Source organism: Lacticaseibacillus nasuensis JCM 17158 (assembly GCF_001434705.1).
In the GTDB taxonomy this organism is placed as follows: domain Bacteria; phylum Bacillota; class Bacilli; order Lactobacillales; family Lactobacillaceae; genus Lacticaseibacillus; species Lacticaseibacillus nasuensis.
Genome location: NZ_AZDJ01000026.1, coordinates 230,607 through 247,363 on the forward strand (window position 1 = coordinate 230,607; position 16,757 = coordinate 247,363).

At 54.2% G+C, this 16,757-nt stretch carries 29 protein-coding genes and 1 tRNA gene; 26 read left to right on the top strand and 4 right to left on the bottom strand.

All coding sequences use genetic code 11. From position 1 onward, the window contains the following. Positions 1-2: 2 nt before the first annotated feature. From FD02_RS07115 to gndA, 3 genes are all read left to right on the top strand, one after another. On the top strand, positions 3-1,160 hold the full coding sequence (locus FD02_RS07115) for a nucleotidyltransferase (RefSeq protein WP_056951430.1): 1,158 nt from the start codon (positions 3-5) through the stop codon (positions 1,158-1,160). Further along, the gene (locus tag FD02_RS07120; RefSeq protein ID WP_054723223.1) at positions 1,154-1,690 is read left to right on the top strand and encodes a YceD family protein; all 537 of its coding nucleotides are present in this window, start codon (positions 1,154-1,156) and stop codon (positions 1,688-1,690) included. Before FD02_RS07115 ends, FD02_RS07120 begins: the two co-directional genes overlap by 7 nt. Before the next feature lie 61 nt (positions 1,691-1,751). Continuing rightward, positions 1,752-3,176, top strand: coding sequence for an NADP-dependent phosphogluconate dehydrogenase (gene gndA / locus FD02_RS07125; protein ID WP_054723203.1), 1,425 nt, complete (start codon positions 1,752-1,754; stop codon positions 3,174-3,176). Positions 3,177-3,263: 87 nt separating this feature from the next. On the opposite strand, the gene FD02_RS07130 is transcribed toward gndA, so the two are convergent. From FD02_RS07130 to FD02_RS07140, 3 genes are all read right to left on the bottom strand, one after another. Beyond that, complete coding sequence (locus FD02_RS07130) at positions 3,264-4,508, bottom strand: tyrosine-type recombinase/integrase (protein ID WP_056951432.1); 1,245 nt, start codon at positions 4,506-4,508, stop codon at positions 3,264-3,266. A 93-nt stretch (positions 4,509-4,601) separates the two neighbouring features. Next, entirely contained in the window at positions 4,602-5,279 is a 678-nt protein-coding gene (locus tag FD02_RS07135) for an SHOCT domain-containing protein (protein ID WP_056951433.1), read from the bottom strand. Between the two features lie 11 nt (positions 5,280-5,290). Beyond that, a complete protein-coding gene (locus FD02_RS07140; RefSeq protein WP_054723206.1) occupies positions 5,291-5,956 on the bottom strand; it encodes a helix-turn-helix domain-containing protein in 666 nt (221 codons plus the stop codon). Between the two features lie 130 nt (positions 5,957-6,086). Here FD02_RS07140 and FD02_RS07145 point away from each other — a divergent pair, with 130 nt between their 5' ends. After that, complete coding sequence (locus tag FD02_RS07145) at positions 6,087-6,314, top strand: helix-turn-helix transcriptional regulator (RefSeq protein WP_056951460.1); 228 nt, start codon at positions 6,087-6,089, stop codon at positions 6,312-6,314. Then, a complete protein-coding gene (locus tag FD02_RS07150; RefSeq protein ID WP_056951435.1) occupies positions 6,311-6,514 on the top strand; it encodes a hypothetical protein in 204 nt (67 codons plus the stop codon). The genes FD02_RS07145 and FD02_RS07150 overlap by 4 nt, the downstream gene beginning before the upstream one ends. Here the strand turns inward: FD02_RS07150 and FD02_RS07155 are convergent. Continuing rightward, complete coding sequence (locus tag FD02_RS07155) at positions 6,505-6,729, bottom strand: hypothetical protein (protein WP_056951437.1); 225 nt, start codon at positions 6,727-6,729, stop codon at positions 6,505-6,507. The genes FD02_RS07150 and FD02_RS07155 overlap by 10 nt on opposite strands. Before the next feature lie 59 nt (positions 6,730-6,788). Here FD02_RS07155 and FD02_RS07160 point away from each other — a divergent pair, with 59 nt between their 5' ends. The 21 genes from FD02_RS07160 (at position 6,789) to FD02_RS07245 (ending at position 16,625) form a co-directional block, all read left to right on the top strand. Continuing rightward, positions 6,789-7,493, top strand: coding sequence for an antA/AntB antirepressor family protein (locus FD02_RS07160; protein ID WP_056951440.1), 705 nt, complete (start codon positions 6,789-6,791; stop codon positions 7,491-7,493). Further along, a complete protein-coding gene (locus FD02_RS07165; protein WP_054723210.1) occupies positions 7,490-7,681 on the top strand; it encodes a hypothetical protein in 192 nt (63 codons plus the stop codon). Before FD02_RS07160 ends, FD02_RS07165 begins: the two co-directional genes overlap by 4 nt. Positions 7,682-7,749: 68 nt before the next feature. Continuing rightward, positions 7,750-8,256 (top strand): helix-turn-helix domain-containing protein, encoded by a 507-nt coding sequence (locus FD02_RS07170; RefSeq protein WP_054723211.1) that lies wholly within the window; start codon positions 7,750-7,752, stop codon positions 8,254-8,256. Continuing rightward, the gene (locus FD02_RS07175; protein WP_056951442.1) at positions 8,247-8,525 is read left to right on the top strand and encodes a hypothetical protein; all 279 of its coding nucleotides are present in this window, start codon (positions 8,247-8,249) and stop codon (positions 8,523-8,525) included. Before FD02_RS07170 ends, FD02_RS07175 begins: the two co-directional genes overlap by 10 nt. An 11-nt stretch (positions 8,526-8,536) precedes the next feature. Beyond that, positions 8,537-8,746 (top strand): hypothetical protein, encoded by a 210-nt coding sequence (locus FD02_RS07180; protein WP_054723212.1) that lies wholly within the window; start codon positions 8,537-8,539, stop codon positions 8,744-8,746. Then, complete coding sequence (locus tag FD02_RS07185) at positions 8,747-9,103, top strand: hypothetical protein (protein ID WP_054723213.1); 357 nt, start codon at positions 8,747-8,749, stop codon at positions 9,101-9,103. Between the two features lie 18 nt (positions 9,104-9,121). Then, the gene (gene bet / locus FD02_RS07190) at positions 9,122-9,874 is read left to right on the top strand and encodes a phage recombination protein Bet (RefSeq protein ID WP_054723214.1); all 753 of its coding nucleotides are present in this window, start codon (positions 9,122-9,124) and stop codon (positions 9,872-9,874) included. Further along, positions 9,783-10,655, top strand: a complete 873-nt coding sequence (locus FD02_RS07195) for a PD-(D/E)XK nuclease-like domain-containing protein (protein WP_235806697.1) — start codon at positions 9,783-9,785, stop codon at positions 10,653-10,655. The genes bet and FD02_RS07195 overlap by 92 nt, the downstream gene beginning before the upstream one ends. 11 nt (positions 10,656-10,666) lie before the next feature. Continuing rightward, positions 10,667-11,623 carry a DnaD domain-containing protein gene (locus FD02_RS07200; protein ID WP_054723216.1) on the top strand — a complete coding sequence of 319 codons (957 nt, stop codon included), beginning with the start codon at positions 10,667-10,669 and terminating at the stop codon, positions 11,621-11,623. Continuing rightward, complete coding sequence (locus tag FD02_RS07205; protein WP_054723217.1) at positions 11,620-12,417, top strand: phage antirepressor; 798 nt, start codon at positions 11,620-11,622, stop codon at positions 12,415-12,417. Before FD02_RS07200 ends, FD02_RS07205 begins: the two co-directional genes overlap by 4 nt. 4 nt (positions 12,418-12,421) lie before the next feature. Next, positions 12,422-12,706, top strand: coding sequence for a LexA family protein (locus tag FD02_RS07210; RefSeq protein ID WP_054723218.1), 285 nt, complete (start codon positions 12,422-12,424; stop codon positions 12,704-12,706). Next, positions 12,693-13,115 carry a RusA family crossover junction endodeoxyribonuclease gene (locus FD02_RS07215; protein ID WP_338034796.1) on the top strand — a complete coding sequence of 141 codons (423 nt, stop codon included), beginning with the start codon at positions 12,693-12,695 and terminating at the stop codon, positions 13,113-13,115. The genes FD02_RS07210 and FD02_RS07215 overlap by 14 nt, the downstream gene beginning before the upstream one ends. Continuing rightward, positions 13,115-13,216 carry a nucleoside triphosphate pyrophosphohydrolase family protein gene (locus FD02_RS11680; protein ID WP_476703042.1) on the top strand — a complete coding sequence of 34 codons (102 nt, stop codon included), beginning with the start codon at positions 13,115-13,117 and terminating at the stop codon, positions 13,214-13,216. Before FD02_RS07215 ends, FD02_RS11680 begins: the two co-directional genes overlap by 1 nt. A gap of 8 nt (positions 13,217-13,224) precedes the next feature. After that, on the top strand, positions 13,225-13,353 hold the full coding sequence (locus FD02_RS11070; RefSeq protein WP_082603347.1) for a DUF3310 domain-containing protein: 129 nt from the start codon (positions 13,225-13,227) through the stop codon (positions 13,351-13,353). A 40-nt stretch (positions 13,354-13,393) separates the two neighbouring features. Then, on the top strand, positions 13,394-13,870 hold the full coding sequence (locus FD02_RS07220) for a hypothetical protein (protein WP_156408270.1): 477 nt from the start codon (positions 13,394-13,396) through the stop codon (positions 13,868-13,870). A gap of 2 nt (positions 13,871-13,872) precedes the next feature. Beyond that, positions 13,873-14,415, top strand: a complete 543-nt coding sequence (locus FD02_RS07225) for a DUF1642 domain-containing protein (protein ID WP_225352549.1) — start codon at positions 13,873-13,875, stop codon at positions 14,413-14,415. Then, positions 14,405-14,581 carry a hypothetical protein gene (locus FD02_RS11360; RefSeq protein ID WP_175265236.1) on the top strand — a complete coding sequence of 59 codons (177 nt, stop codon included), beginning with the start codon at positions 14,405-14,407 and terminating at the stop codon, positions 14,579-14,581. Before FD02_RS07225 ends, FD02_RS11360 begins: the two co-directional genes overlap by 11 nt. Then, entirely contained in the window at positions 14,571-14,921 is a 351-nt protein-coding gene (locus tag FD02_RS07230) for a hypothetical protein (protein WP_054723221.1), read from the top strand. Before FD02_RS11360 ends, FD02_RS07230 begins: the two co-directional genes overlap by 11 nt. After that, the gene (locus FD02_RS07235; protein WP_056951444.1) at positions 14,918-15,169 is read left to right on the top strand and encodes a hypothetical protein; all 252 of its coding nucleotides are present in this window, start codon (positions 14,918-14,920) and stop codon (positions 15,167-15,169) included. Before FD02_RS07230 ends, FD02_RS07235 begins: the two co-directional genes overlap by 4 nt. A gap of 421 nt (positions 15,170-15,590) precedes the next feature. Further along, positions 15,591-16,028: an ArpU family phage packaging/lysis transcriptional regulator gene (locus tag FD02_RS07240; protein ID WP_054723222.1), complete on the top strand. Its 438-nt coding sequence runs from the start codon at positions 15,591-15,593 to the stop codon at positions 16,026-16,028. A gap of 524 nt (positions 16,029-16,552) precedes the next feature. After that, positions 16,553-16,625 (top strand) — tRNA-Ile (locus tag FD02_RS07245). Positions 16,626-16,757: the final 132 nt, after the last annotated feature.

Genomic DNA, 16,757 nt, shown 5'->3' on the forward strand with positions numbered 1-16,757 from the left:
CGATGCAAGCAGTCGGAATGATCGCCGAGTTTAATCCGTTACACCATGGCCATGTGTATGCCATGCAGCAAGCACGCGCCCTGGGCCACGCCGACGTGGTGGTGGTGGCCATGGCGGGCAATTACGTGCAGCGCGGCGAGCCGGCGATTGTGGACAAATGGGCACGGACGCAGGCGGCGTTGGCCGCCGGTGCGGATGTGGTGGTCGAGCTGCCCATCAGCGCAACGGTGCAAAGCGCGCCGCAGTTTGCCACCGGCGGCGTGCAGTTGCTGGCGGCGCTGGGGGTCACGCAGTTGGCCTTTGGCAGCGAGGACCCCACGGTGGATTACGCCGCCTTGGCCGCCAAGCTGGCCACGCACCAAGTTGCGCCGACCACGTTTACCGATTACACGCAAACCTACGCCACGCAGCTCAACCAAGCCGTCGCGCAGGTCACCGGGGCGCCACTCAGCGGGCCCAATTTATTGCTGGGGCTGAGTTACGCCCAGGCGAATCTGGCCGCAGGTAGCCCGTTGACGTTGTTGCCGTTTGGCCGCGTCGGCGCCGGTCACGATGCGCCGGCTGCCGGCGTGACCGCCAGCGCCAGCGCGGTGCGTCAAGCCATCGCCGCCGGTGAGCCGATTACCCAGTGGGTCCCGGCCCCCAGTGCGGCGCAGTTGGCGGCTAACCGGCACCAAACCTGGGCCGATTTTTACCCGTGGCTGCGCTATCGGCTGTTGACGGCGGACCTCGCCGAGTTGCGGACCATTGCGGGGATGAGCGAAGGCTTGGAGTATCGCCTCACGCAACACATCGCAGCCAGCCACGATTTTCCAGATTTCCTGCGGCGCATCAAGTCGAAGCGTTATACCTACGCGCGGCTGCGCCGGTTGTGCCTGGCGGTGACGCTGAATCTGACCAATGCCAGCGTGGCTGCGGCGCAGGCGCAGCCCTTCATTCACGTGCTGGGCTTCACCGCAGCCGGGCAGGCCTATCTGCACGGCGTGAAAAAAACGGTGGCTTGGCCGCTGGTTACCCGCGTCAGCGCGGCGATGTTGGCGCCAGGTGGGCTGCTGGCGCCGCAGCAACCCGGCGAGCACCTCATCGAGACGTTAACCGGGCGGTCACAAAATTACGGACGCGTGCCTGTGCGCGCAGAATCAGGAGGCTCCTCATGTTGAAATGGACCATTCAAGAACTCTTGCGGCATCAACAAGCGCCGCTGACCTTTGCGGAAACGTTAGACCTCGAAGCTGAGCTCAAGGCCCGCGACCCCGAGATCATGTCGGTTGCGCCGCTCACGGCGACCGGTGAGGTGCGGGCGGATGAAGGCGACCTGCTGGTGACGGTGACGTTGGCTGGCCAGATGGTGATTCCGTCGACGCGCAGCCTGGCACCGGTGACCTGGCCGCTGAACTTTAGCTTTAGCGAAGTGTATGCCGGCACCAACAGCGACCCGGAGAAATACGACGACGGCCAGCTGGTATTGGAGCTACCTGAAGAAGAGCTGGATCTGCAAAGTGCCATCAGCGATCACGTCTTGCTCAGCATTCCGATGCAGGTGTTGACGCCTGAAGAAGCTGCTAATGATGAGATGCCCAGCGGTGAGGACTGGCAGGTGGTCAGCGAAGAAGAGGCGGCAGCTGCCGCCAAGGCCACGCCAAACCCGGCGTTTAACAAGCTCAAGCAACTGTTTGACGACGACAAGTAGCTATATTTTCGGCAGTGATTCTGCTACCATAAGGGCGTAACTAAAAAATGGAGGCATAAACATGGAGCAACCAACAATCGGCGTCATCGGCATGGCCGTCATGGGCAAAAACCTGGCGCTGAACATCGAAAGCCGCGGCTACACCGTCGCGATTTATAACCGGACCGGCAGCAAGACTGAGGCCGTCGCCAAGGACCACGCCGACAAGCGGCTGGTGCCAAGCTACACCATCGAAGACTTCGTGGCGTCGTTGGAAAAGCCGCGCCGGATTATTTTGATGGTCAAGGCCGGCGCCGGCACCGACGCGGTGATCAAGCAGCTGCTGCCTTTGTTGGACAAGGGCGACATCTTGATCGACGGCGGGAACACGAACTTCCATGACACCCGCCGGCGCAACGCCGAGCTCGCCGATTCCGGCATCAACTTCATCGGCATGGGCGTGTCCGGCGGTGAGCTGGGCGCGTTGAAGGGCCCATCGCTGATGCCAGGTGGCCAGCGCGAAGCCTACAACTTGGTGGCCCCGATTTTGGAGCAGATTTCCGCCAAGGCCGAGGAAGACGGCGCACCGTGTGTCAGCTACATCGGCCCGGATGGTGCGGGGCATTACGTCAAAATGGTGCACAACGGCATCGAGTACGGCGATATGGAGCTGATCGCCGAAAGCTACAACTTGTTGCGCAACCTGCTGGGGCTGGACATGTCTGAAATCGCCGACATCTTCAACGACTGGAGCAAGGGTGAGCTGCATTCCTACCTGATCGACATCACCGCCGAAATCTTGACCCGCAAGGATGATTTAGGCAGTGGCAAGCCGATCGTCGACGTGATTCTCGACCGCGCCGGCAACAAGGGCACCGGGAAGTGGAGCACGCAAAGCGCCGCCGAGCTCGGCGTGCCGCAAAGTGTCATCACCGAATCGCTGTATGCGCGCTACATCAGTGCCATGAAAGACGAGCGCGTGGCCGCCAGCAAGGTGCTGCCAAAGCCGGTGGGCAAGGTGGACTTGCCTGACAAGGCCGAGGCCGTCGAATTGATTCGCAAGGCCTTGTACTTCTCCAAGGTGATGAGTTACGCCCAGGGCTTCGAGCAGATGCGCGTGGCCTCCGAGCATTACGACTGGGACTTGCAATACGGCGAAATCGCGTCGATTTGGCGCGCCGGGTGCATCATCCGCGCCGTGTTCCTGCAAAACATCACCAACGCCTACGACAAGAATCCGGCGTTGAAGAACTTGTTGATGGACGACTACTTCCAAGCCATCGCCAAGAACTACCAAGAAGCCGTGCGCGACTTGGTTGGCTTGGCCGCCAAGGCAGGGGTGCCGGTGCCAGCCTTCATGGGCGCCATCAGCTATTACGATTCCTACCGCGCAGAAGTGCTGCCGGCCAACATGATTCAGGCCCAGCGCGACTACTTCGGGGCACACACCTACGAGCGTGCCGACCGTCCCGGTATTTTCCATTACAGCTGGTACACTGAGCAGTGATGAATTCGTTCTAAGTGAATCGCCCTCGTTCCCAATCTGACGTAAATCAGGTTGTGGAGCGAGGGCGATTTTTTGATTGAATTCGACTTAATTAGAACCATTTGACGGTACATCCGGCGGTACATCGTTTTTTGTACCGCCGGCCGGTGCGACGCGCTTGGTGACTGCTTCGAATCCCTTTGCGACTTCAAGACTCGCGTGCTCTGTGCTGCGAGTATAGTCAGCGGTCATCTGGACGCTGGCGTGGCCAAGATAGTGCATGACGTCAATCTCGGGTTTCTCACTGGCAATCGCTTGCGTAGCGAAGTAGTGCCGAAACATGTGCGGGTGGATCTTAATGCCGCACTCTTTGCTTACCAGGAGGCAAAGATACCGCAGGTGGGTTGGGCTGCATGTTTCACCTGTGCGGGTCAGCCACAGCCACGGAGTGCCGTCGAATCCATGCGGGTGAGCGCGTTTTCGCCGTGTCTCGGCCGACGTCACGGCCTGCTTGAGCAAGCCTACCAGCTCGCCTGTCACCGCAATCGTTCGGTAGCTGGTGCGCGTTTTTAGTGGCGCACCGGTGGGGTAGTGGACGCTTCGCTGCATGTCGATGGTGATGGTGGCGTAATCTGTCTTGTGGATCTCGTCGCGCTTGAACTCGATGGACGAGGTGCGAAGACCGGTCACCTCGCCGCTGCGAAGGCCGGTTTGAGCCATCACCAGAACCATGGTGTAATCGTATGCTGATAGAACCTGGTGGGCTGTATCGAGCCATTTTTGTGTGTTGGCAGGGGATTCCATCTTCTTCTTGGCGGCTTTACCTGCGTACTGCACCTTGCGAACTCGATTCTTGTCGAGCAGGTCGTCCATCACCGCCTGATTCAAGACGGAGTTGATTGTGCCAAATATCGTGCCGATGGTCGCGTGCGCCAGATTCTTGTCAGTGGCGAGTGAGTTCAGGAAGGACCGCATCTGTGGCTGCCTAATATCTTTAAGGCGCATTGAGCCAAGTGGCTCCTTGATGTATAAGTTCCACCAATTCATCTGGCTTTCACGGGTTGTGACCCGCCAGGTGCCTAGATCATCCTTTGTCTTGACGTAGTGGTTCCAAGCTTGCTCCATCGTGATTCTGCCAGAGGCGAGCTCGTCAAACTTGCCGAGGGCAACCTGTGACTCAAACTGCCGAAGGGAAGCCTCGGCTTCGCGCCAGGTAGCGAATCCGGATTTTGTGAACTCGTCGCGCTTGCCTACACCATTCTTGAATCCGCGGCGGACGCCATAGCGTTTGCCCCGCTTGGTGTCATACATGAAAATATTGGGGTGTTTTGGTACCGGCTTCCAGTCTCGCATAAAGCGCCTCCTGTGAATCTTTTTTGCTTTCGTACACAAACATACGTTCGGATAAAAGGTGAAAAGAATGCCCCGCGAACGGGGCGAGTGTCTCTACAAATCAAGCAGTTCTTTCTTTTTAGCATCGAACTCGGCTTGCGTGATGATGCCGTCGTCTAGCAGACCTTTGTACTTTCTGATAGCGTCAGCCGTATCTGTTACGGGCTGTATTGGCGCAGGTTGAACGTCATCTGTTGGTTCGTCTGGGGACGTGATCGGCGTGGAAAGAAATTTAGATAGCACTTCCACGTCGTCTTGGGACATTGGTTTGGTTGTGGCCGACCAAGAACTTCCATCGCCAATGTGTCCCATGATGTTCGCAGCAGTGGGGCTGGTAACCAGATAAGTCTTAGCTTTCTTTGTGTGAACCTCATTTTTCCCGGTCCCAGCTCCGACGATGGCGCCTGCTGGGCCGGCAATGACAGCTCCAGCGACTGCACGACCGATTCCGTGCTTTTTCTTTGTGTAAGTCTTGTCCTTGCCGAGTTTTACCTCGTCGGTTTCTCCGGGCTCCCATTCGATTCTGTCTACGATGGCGTCTGCCATGATCACATCGCCCTTGACTGTCGAGAAAGTGAAACTGCCGTCCTGATTGTTTGAGGCCAATACTGCTTTCAATTCGTGCTGACCAAACCCGTCAGACAGTGGCACCTTGAAGCTGTTGTCCTTTTGGCCTTTTTTTAGTCTGTGCTGTGCCAGTAGCTCACCTGTCGTCATGGTAAAAATGCTCATGTCATCGTCCCCTATATGTCTTGATCTGTCGAAAACAAGTATACGCCAAGAATCTGGAAATCCTGCGGCTCGTCCTTGCGGAAAACATACGGCTTAAAAGTCGGGTCATAGCTCGCTGGCGCAAACATCACGGCCAACGACGTTTCTTGATACACTTTGACGGTGCCGTCCTCGTGGTCAATGAGTACCGCAACGATGTCGCCAGCTTCTGGCCGCTGGTCTTTGCAGAATACAGCCGTGTAGCCGGGAAGCAGCCGCCGGTTCATGGATTCGCCGACAATCTTCAAGCCGAACAGATTCTTGCGCCCGTACCGCATGACCATTTCTTTGGTGACTGGAATTTTCCCGATAATATTTTGCTCGGCCCATGATGCTTCGCCCGCGTGAATCTCTCCATAGACCTTGATGGAGTCATCAGCGATGACCAGCTCGGGCTGTTTGTCTTGGCTATCAAGGTAGCCGGCCATTGCCATCAATTTGCTGGGGCTAACGTCATAAAGCTTGGCCAATTCGTTTAGCGTCTCAGCAGACGGCGTGAACGGTTTGCCATGGCTGTTGATGCCTTTCTCCGCTTGAGTGATAGCGGCGTGGCTGATTCGGCCATTCGAGCGTTCGGAAGCTTCACGCAAAGACATGTTGCCGCGCAGTTGACGCAAATAGTCTCCTAGTTCTGACATAGGCAAAACCTCCATATCGGTATTGTATACCGGGCTATACAAAAATAGTTGAAATTCCCAGTATATATTGGTTGACACGATGTATATCAAGGTATATGATTAGCTCATCAAGTAAGAGGGAGGCAAAATGATGAGCAACAAATTGAGATATTACCGCCGCGAACAAGACATCTCACAGGTGGAACTTGCGAAGCGGGTAGGCGTTACGCGCTTGACCATTTCCAACATTGAAACCGGCAAGACGAAGGATCCCGCAACCTCAATCACCTTGAAGATTGCGGCGACACTTGGGCTAAGCGTTGACCAAGTTTTTGGTACCGAAAAAGTAAACCGAGATATACAGGAGGCCGCACGATGAACGAGATAACCATGGCCGAAAAGTGGCGTCTGATGAATCTGGCAGCCCAAAAGGGTATTGATTCTGGTGACTTAAAGGTCAGCAAGGTGCAAGTACAAGGCATCCAGGATACCAACGGCAATCCTGTTGCCATCATTCAGACCACGATTTTGGCCGAAACAAAGGGCACCCAGCAGGATGCCCAGCGAGATTACATGTAGACGCCTGTGACTAACCAGTCAGAATTGAAGACCGCACCTCCGCCTGACTCGACGAAGACCGTGAAGCTTTGACCACGATATTTGGAGCGGTTGTGCATGAACTCGGCAGGGCTCATGGAAATGCTGTCAGCCCCGTTACTTACACTAACGGAGATTGCATCTGGAACTTCCCGTTCCGCGCCGGTGCGGCTATTAAGGAATTCCATATCTGCCATTTAATCACCTCCTTTGAGGTGAATTATCTCACATGTCAAATAACGAAAGAAGGAGAAACATGAACGAACTAATCAAGGTCACGGTCAACGAAAAGCACCAGCAGGTTGTCTCGGCAAGAGAGCTTTACAAGGGTCTCGAGATCAAGAAACGCTTTAGTGGCTGGGTCGAGCAGAACTTCGGAGGCTTTGAGGAAGGCGTTGACTTTACGACTGTACCTCAAGGTACGGTCGTTATCAGTGGTAACGGAACGGAGCGTCGATATGACGACTACGCGCTGACCATCGACATGGCCAAGAACCTGGCGCTGATGAGCCGAACCCAGCAGGGCGCCCAGTACCGCGCTTACCTGATTGAGATCGAACGCAAGTGGAACGACCCGCAGGAAGTAATTAAGCGCGGCTACGAGTACCTCAAGGATGAGAACGTCCATCTCAAGATTGAGAACCGCTCGCTGACAGCACAGACGCAGCTCATGGCTCCCAAGGCCGCATACTTCGACGAGCTGGTGGAGCGTAATACGCTGACGAATTTCCGAGACACCGCCAAAATGCTGGGCAAGCACCAGAAACAATTCATCAATTGGCTGCTGGAGCGCCGCTTCATCTATCGAGATAGCCGCGGGGCAATCAAACCTCGGGCAGCGTATGCCAACACATACTTCACCATCAAGGACAACCGTCAAGGGTACCCGCAGACGTTAATCACGCCTAACGGCCGTAGCGCATTTCAACTGCTGCTTGGCGACGAGGAGGTGAGTGCATGAGCAAGGAATCAATCATCCAGGCATATCTAGACAAGGGCCAACGAGCCTGCATGGACTACCTAATCGACACTAATCAGGGCGACGCGCAAACCATCAACATGCAGTGCGTGGCGATGACCAAGCTGGAAATCGCTACCTGGTGCGCCGACGTAGCCGAGCGCTTCGTCGAACAACGGGCCATGGCTTAACTGTACCGCGAGAACTGCGGTACCGCCGCGCGACTTGTACACACCCATATCGAAGGGAGGTGAATTAGATGACAGAAGTAAACACAGAACAGCAATGTATCAAGAATGCCATGAGCAAGGCGATTCAACGGAGCGGCAGACAAAAGAAGGACATCGCGGCGGCAATCGGTATTACTCCGCAGAATCTGTCGAACCTTATCAACGACCCAAAGCGGGACGTTCCGCTTCCAACACTGCGCCGACTGGCCTTTGAGCTAGACGATACCGACTTCAAGTTTGAAGCAGCCGACTGGATGTTCGGCCTCGGATTCGCAAAGTCAGGCGTGAAAGTGATCCCGATTCCCATCGCGGTCAAGGAAGACGTCGACGATGAGCAGGACGACCGAGAACAGCTAGACCGCGAGGCCAAGCGAATCTTCAAGCAGGAGCCCGGCACCTGGGGAATGGCCGAAGTAAAGTTCATCCATCGCTATCGCAAGGAGCTTAACGAGGAAGTATCAGCCGAGCACCGGTTCCTAGACGCGATTGATGACGCACTCAAGAAAGTCTCGAAGGAGGTAATCGCATGGGCATGAGCCTAGACATGGATCCGGAGCTTCGGGAGATGATTGCAGAGCGGGCAGCTGAGAAAATCGCCGCTCGTGTCAAGGCCGACGCCAGAGAAATCTATGACCCCTTGGTGGATAAGAAAGCCGCCGCCGCGTTCCTCGATTGCTCGACCAAGTACATCGACGAGTTTTACATGACGCAACCGGGTTTTCCGTATCACACCAAGGGCCGCGTGCTCCAGTACCGCATCTCGGAACTTAGCAAATGGCTGGATAATCATCAGCAATACGCATAGGAGGGCAACACATGATCACATTGAACCTAGTAATCGGCCTCGTGATTGGATTTGGCGCAGGCACCTACAAGGCGCACCACGCATGGCGCGACATGCTAGACACGGACGAGGACAAAGAAAAAGCTCCAGCGGCGGCCACCGCAGGAGCTCAAGAACAGAACAATATTTTCAATGACTACAGTTTACCACGCTTAGACGTGGACGAGAAGAGGGTGGCTTAAATGCTTGAAATGAGTGACTACCAAGCAACATACGACTATGCCATGGCTGTTGCTGATGATTACATCGACCCAGAGCGGCTTAAGAAATCACGCTTTTTCTACTACGTGCCATTCGAGCTCGGCTACCAGTTTGACGGGGCATTCTTACCAGAAGACGCAGACGACTACCTCACCGAGCTGATTCACCGAGTCGGTTATGACCGCCTCATCGCCATGATGGCCACCAGCAGTCGCGACCGCAACCAGCTAGAAGACGAGATAGCAGACTGCTGGTTCGGCAGTCAAGACTACAAGTACTCGGCACTGGATCTACTTGAAGCGCTGGGGTACCAAAAATTCGACAAAGAACTCATGTGAATCTAGGAGGAGAAAAGCATGGCAAATCAAGTTATCGAGTACAAAGCAAACAATGAGGAAGTGAAGCTGTCGCCGACCATCGTCAGGCAGTTTCTGGTAAGCGGCAATGCGGAGGTCACCGACCAAGAAGTCGTGATGTTCATGCAGTTGGCCAAGTACCAGCACCTTAACCCCTTCCTCAACGAAGCCTATCTGGTCAAGTTCCAAGGCCGACCGGCGCAAATCATCACCAGCAAAGAGGCGTTCATGAAGCGGGCCAACGCGAACCCGCACTACAAGGGCATGGACGCCGGCATCATCGTGGCGCGTGGCGACGAGATGGTGCAGCTCAACGGCACCGTGAAGATGCCTAGCGACAAGCTAATCGGGGGCTGGGCGACTGTCAAGCGGGACGACCGCGAAGACACCCATGTTGAGCTGAGCATGGAGGAGTTTTCCAAAGGCCAAGCGACTTGGAAAAACATGCCGGCGACCATGATCCGCAAGAGTGCGATTGTCAACGCCTTGCGTGAGGCGTTCCCGCAAGAACTCGGCGCGTTATACACCGAGGACGACAAGCAACCGAGCGATGGCCGTGAACCAGCCCGCAACGCGAGTGAGGACGTGCCAGACCTCAAGGAGCTGGTGGACAAGCAAGATGCAGAGCCAGAAGAATCAACGGAGCCTGAGGTGAAGACAGATGCTAAAGGAAATGACAGCGAGCCAGCAGAACACAGCGAAGAGCAAAGCCTCCTCGACAGCTTCGACGCCACTCAAGCTAACGCCGGCTAACTACTACTCGGCTGAAGCAGATTGGAAGTACCAGTCCGCGACGCAGTTCAAGGGTTGGCTACAATGCGAAGCCGCCGAGCTTGCCCAGCTTAAGGGCGAGTGGGAGCCACAGCGCGACCCTACCGCCTTGCTGGTGGGAAACTACCTGCACAGCCATTTTGAGTCACCAGCGGCGCATGAGGCGTTTCTCGCAGAGCACCCGGAGATTATGGCAAGCACCGGCAAGACTAAAGGCCAGCTCAAGAAACCGTATCAAGTCGCCGACGCGATGATTGACACGCTCGAGGGTGATCCCGAAGTGATGGCATTGTACCAAGGTCAAAAGGAACTCATCGTCACCGGGCAAATCGGTGGTGTTGATTGGATGGGCAAGCTCGATTGTTTCGCTGACAATCACAAGTACTTTGCGGACTTGAAGACGACACAAGACATTTACAAGCGTATGTGGGTTGACGACAACCGGAGCTGGGGAAGTTTCATCGAGGCGTACCGCTATCCGCTGCAGATGGCCGTCTATCAAGAGCTGGTACGCCAGAACTATGGCACCCGTTCCGCACCGCTGATTGTGGCGGTGAGCAAGCAAGACCCACCAGACCATGAAATCGTCAGCATACCGCAGGACTTGCTCGACTATTGGCTGAACAAGGTGATCGAGCTTCAGCCCCGTATCGAGGCCGTCAAGAACGGCGAGGTGGAACCGAAGCGGTGTGAGCGATGCGAGTACTGTCGGGCCACCAAGCGTGTCTCCAAGATTGTCAGTCTCTATGACTTGGTGAGCTAGGAGGCGATTAGATGGCGATATATAGACAGGTCCAAACGACGATATGGCAAGACAACTGGTTCAGCGAGTTAGAGCCGACAGACAAGCTGTTTTGGTTCTACCTACTGACCAACATCAAAACAAGTCAAAGCGGCGTGTATGAGTACAGCGAGCGACAAGCCGCGTTTGACACAGGACTAAGCCGGAAAGAAGTAGCTGGCGCCCTACAGCGCTTCATAGAGGCCGGACGTGTCCTTTACGATCAAGCAACCAGTGAAATCATGATTTGCAACTGGATGAAATTCAATTCAGCGCGTTCGCCGAAAGTGGCGGCGGTGATTGACCGGGAGCTTGAGAGTATAAAGAGCCGCGAATTTGAATCAGAAGTCATCAAGGCGGCTCAACAATTTAAATATCCTATCCGGGCAAAGTTGGAAAATCTGGATACTGTATCTGACAAATCTGGATACCGTATCGATATGGTATCGCAACCAGAACCAGAACCAGAACCAGAACCAGAACCAACACACAACCAGCATGTAGCTAATGCGGCGGCGCCCGAGAACTCGGCCGGTCCAAGCATCGCGTTTTTCCAAGAAAACCTTGGGGTGATGCCGCCAATCGTGATGGAGCAGGTGATGGACTGGGTCAAGGACCTAGGTAACGACTTGGTCATCGAGGCGATTAAGCGCGCGGCTGAAAGCCAAAAAGAGTGGCGCTATGCTCAAGGCATTTTGCGCCATTGGGACAAGGACGGCATTCGCACGATTGACCAAGTCAAAGCCGATGACGTGAGCCATAACCGGCAAGCACAACAACGCGGTGGCCGCCCATCACGCGTTGAGCAACAACCGGCATGGCTGAAAGACCATGAGGACGCGACGCCAGCGCAACGGCAGCCGAAAGTCAGCCAAGAACAGTTGGCCGAGCAGATGGCGAAACTGCGTGACTTGCAGGCCAAAGGGCAAAAACAGGAGGCAACGCAATGAACGACTTACAAGAATTTGAGTTTGAGGGGCAAGACGTGCGCACCGTCGCTGACGGCGACCAAGTCTGGTTCGCGGCGCGGGACGTGACAGACGCACTTGGGTTGACCAACACCACGGTCGCCATTAGCTCATTGGATCCAGACGAAGTGACTAAGTTTAACTTAGGCAGTCGTTCTGGAGACACCAACTTCATCAGCGAGCCTGGGCTTTATCGGCTGATTGGTGCGAGTCGCAAACCGGCGGCTAAGCGGTTCAATCGTTGGGTGACGCACGATGTCCTGCCGTCTATCCGCAAGCATGGCGCATACATGACCGGCGAGACCATCGAGAACTTGCTCGCCAACCCGGAGAACGGGGCGAAGCTTCTGCTGACGCTTAGCCAAGAGCGAAAAGCACACCAGAAAGAGCGAGAAGCCCGTCAGATGGCTGAGCGGCAGGTTGAGGTGATGGCACCAAAGGCGTTGTTTGCCGACGCGGTTGCTACCAGTGACTCAACCATTCTGGTGCGAGAGCTGGCCAAGGTGCTCAAACAAAACGGCATCGACATGGGCGAAAAGCGGCTATTCGCATGGTTGCGCGACAACGGCTATCTGATCCGCCACCGGGGAGCTGATTACAATTCGCCGACTCAGCGGGCCATGGAGCTGGGGCTTTTCCGCATCAAGGAAACTGCTGTCAATCACTCAAACGGCATTGTGACCGTGACCAAAACGCCAAAGGTGACCGGCAGGGGCCAACAGTATTTCGTCGAAAAGCTACTGCCGCAAACGAACTTGGCAGTTACTAGGGGGTGAAGTGATGCGAGTAGCAAGTGAGCCGCAGGAAATGCGGTGGTCAAAGATTTTGGCATTCATGGCGTGGAAGCACGCCTCGTGGCAGTCGCCGTCAATTCGCGAGATAGGACGGTTCATGGGGTGGCGCTCACCGGCTACACCGCACAGTTGCCTCGCGAAGATGGCCGACGATGGCCTGATTGAATGGCGGGCACGCCAGCCGCAGACTTTGCGCATCACTGCTAAAGGCCGCGACTATCTGGACGACCACCGGGAACTAGTGCGGGGGCTGTTCAATGCCAATGACTAAGATTCTGATACCAGCGGAGCCAGTGTCGCAAGGCCGGCCTAAGTTCGCGCGCATCGGCGCACACGTCACGGCTTACGACCCGCCCGCCAGCAAGCAGTACAAGGCGCTGGTCGCCCAGTACGCTCGCCACCAGTGGCAGGCTTTGCCGCTAGACGGCGCCGTGAAGCTCCGGGTAGTGTTTTACCGGCCGCTACAAAAGAGCCTCACACAGGCCCAGAGGCGGCGCAGAATGGCAGGCTGGGAACGTCCGATAGTCAAGCCTGACCTAGACAATTATTTCAAGGCTGTTACAGACGCGCTCAAGGGAATCTGCTGGAAAGACGACAACCAGATCGTTGAGGTATCCATGGCTAAGCGGTATGACGACGGCAGCGGGCCGCGAGTCGAAGTAGAAGTGGAGGAAATCTAATGGACAAGTTGGAACTGATTGAGGAATGGGGCCGCGAGCGTGGCCTTGATAAAGCTGACAGCACACACCAGCTTACTAAGCTGATTTCGGTAAGGCGGTAGACTTGTTCATGGTTGGCAACATCATTAAGTACGTTGTCCGCTATCCGAAAAAGAACGGCATTGAGGACTTGCTAAAGACCCGCACGTATCTCAACCGGCTGATTGAGCGAACCGAGGCGAATGATAGTGACGATTAAAGGCGTTACCGGTCACCGTAGCAACACTGCACCAGTGTGGATGCAGAAATGGTTTTGGCCTTTGGAAGATGAATACGGAACAGTGAACAACGTTCCGGAAGATGACCCACGATTGAAGCTGTTGCGGCTCACCATGACGAACCCGAATTATTCCGATGAGCGACTGGAGGCAACGGCAATCGCCGCCAGCGCAAACGGGAAACTTAACATTGGCAACCGCAATGGCGCAATCGAGAACCACACGCCAACGGCAATCGACGAATTGATTTGGAAACTCCACGTCGAGGGTCGGGCGAATACGTATATCGCCACAGTTTCTGGTTGTGACCTGCAAGCGTTGCGGAAGAAATTAAAGCGGCTCAAATCGACACACCACGATCAAACCGATTACGTGAAGCGCCAGTTGACGAATATGGTAGCTAACGGCGACAGCGTAGCAAAGATGATGCTGGCGGTCGGGTATAAATACCGATGGGTGGCAGAACGTGCGTTGAAACGATATGGATTGGAGGACTGAAAATGTTATACGCGATTAAGAACGACGAAGGAGAGTGGCAGACGGGCGAAGCGCTATGGAGTTCGATTGGTGACGCAGAGGTGTACGGAACGCGTGAAGACGCGGAACAGGATGCACGCAATTTCGGCGGCCACGTAGTCGAGCTAGTCGAGGCCCCGGCGAAGGTCGTGGTGAGCAAAGAGGAAGCGAAGATGCTTGAGCAAGCAAAGAAGAACGGATACCCAGCAGAGGTTATTGACGCTTACAACGACATGCGACCAGATGAAGACCGCCTCATGCGCGCCTACGTCAACGGGTGGACGGTCGAGAAGCCGAAGCGGTACGTGCTGCCAATGCCTGGCACTGACTATCACAACAATCAGATGCACGGAAACGCTCAATATTACGCAGTCAAAGGAACTGGAAACTGGCGGCCTGACGCAATTGCTTTAAGCACTGACGATGCCGTCAAACATGGATACACCGTCACCCAGTCGGACATCGACGCGGCGCCTGACTGGGTTAAGGCGATCACACCTGTGGAGGTGACTGACAATGACGACTAAAGCTGACATAGACGCTGCGCAAAAGGCCATCGATGCCGCTAACAATGCAATCAACAAACTTGATCTGTGTGGCCTGTATGATTGCGCGTGGCAAGCAAACAACAACTATAAACGTATCATCGATTACAACAAGGAACAGTTGGAGGTGACTGACGATGAGCAATGAGACGAAGCGGGACGTGTTCGAAGTAGCGATGAACCACGCGACGAAAAGCGGTTGGGTTGATTATAGCGAAATGATGAGTAGATATGATGCCGCCTTGCCAGATGATCTGCCGGTGATTCCGAAAGCGGTGAGTGAATACATCAAAAATCTGTGGAAATACCATCGCGATCTTGTTGATGTGTTTGGCCTGGTACGTGACCTAGGCATCACCCGAACAGAACCCAATGGCGTTCTACTTTGGGTAGCTCACAACACTGACGCATTCGCCCGTGCATGGGTGCTAGATGCCTGGTGTGTTGAAGAAACAGGCGAAATCGTGAAATTGGAGGCGGAGAAATGAAGAACGAAATTTGGGCACTGCGTATCATTCAAAATTGGAATCAAGCCCAGTACGTTGTTGGAAAGCAGCCATTGTTTACAACACAAGGAGAATGGCCGGAAGAAAACAATCACAAAAAAGTTGTCAGTATCTACCATCTGCTCGGCGAAGCTGCTGGGTACAAAATCGTATATGATGACGGATCTGACACATTTGTTAGTGATACTACCGAAGGAATCATTATTGAAGAACGGGAGGTGGGGGAATGAGCTTATATGTTTATCTCGGAATCAAGTTCTGGTTCGAGGTCATTTCTACAATCATTGTCCTCACTGCGTTTGCTATCTGGCTAATTGGGAAAGGTCAAAATAAAAACCGCCATTGCTGGCGGCTGTAGTTAGCACACTCGATTTGAGTGCTAGCTCCATTATATCAAAAAAGCGCACCTGATTAAGGTGCGCTGGAGGTATTTGAAGTTGGGGAAGTTATAAATGAAGTTGATGAACTGAGTCATTCAATCTAGGGATATACCTCCACCGATATTATAGCAAACCAACACGCCGAAGGTTCATTTAAATACGCAGAAAGAAAGAATTAACACGGTATAAGCATCAAAAAAGCGTACCATTACGGCACGCCTTCCCCCAAAACTTTTCCGATACTCATTATAGCATAAGGGGTGGCCTAAAGATGACGTTAATTCCAGAAATAGACGAAAATGCGACACGTACAAAGGCAAGAGAGATATTGAAAGACTTCCGAACGCTATCACGTATCGGCGGCGTCTATTTGTCTGACATTAAGTCACCCGTTATAGATGGTATGCCAAAGACGCATTCAGTAAACAACTCCGTAGATGGCAAATTGGCTAAAGTCGTCAGTGCCCGTATTAGCGTTGAACTGATCGAACATGCTTTGATGGCGCTGACAACCACAAGCTTCTGGATGCTGTTTTATTCATACTGCAACAAAGAGGTGCTGACTTATGACCAGATTGCTTATCGCATGCAAGGATACTCAAGAGAATCAATCAAGAAGCTTAAGAACCGAGCACTGCTAGAATTTGCAGAAGCCTATCAAGGAGAAAATCTATTGGTTTTCAAAAGCCCCGAAAAAGCCCCGAATTAGCCCCTTTTTGGCCCCGAAAAAGCCCCCAAAAGTTCGTTTGTAGGCAGTATTATGGTATTGTGCCAAAGGTGAGAACCGGCGGTGCTTCCTTCTTTCATTGTATGACGATTTGCCTCGATTCGCGGTGATTACGCCTCCGTGGATAGGTAGCTCCGATGTGGAAGCCACGCATGGCTGCCGGTTCGATTCCGGCACGGAGCATAGCTTGCGACGATCCTGTCTGACGGGGGAGCGAGCAACACAAGAGGATAGAGCGTTTCTAGAACGCGGAGCGGTTGACATTACCCAACACCGTATGCTGCAACAATATATAGCTTACTGCGCTGGCTCACGTGGTCAGTCAAAACACATGTTCATCTGGTATGCAGTTTGAGATGACCAGCTCTTGGCGGGATCTGTGCTAGTAGAACCGTTAGTCGCGTGGGTGACGATCGCATCCATGCGCATGGCATATCGGGGCAGCGCCCTGACGTCCAACTGGATGCGTACCCAGAGGGGACTCGCCCGCCTGATGCCGCTCTTACGTAGATGTAGCTCAATCGGTAGAGCTCGCAACTTATAATTGCGTGGGTGCAGGTTCAAGCCCTGCCGTCTACATTCACTTTACTGTAGTATTCCGGTTCGTGATGGAGTACTATTTTTTTGAGGTGATAAACATGTCAAACGAAAATCCTGTACACGCTCAAATTGTTATGTCAGAGGGGGTTGAATTGGTATCTAACAACAGTC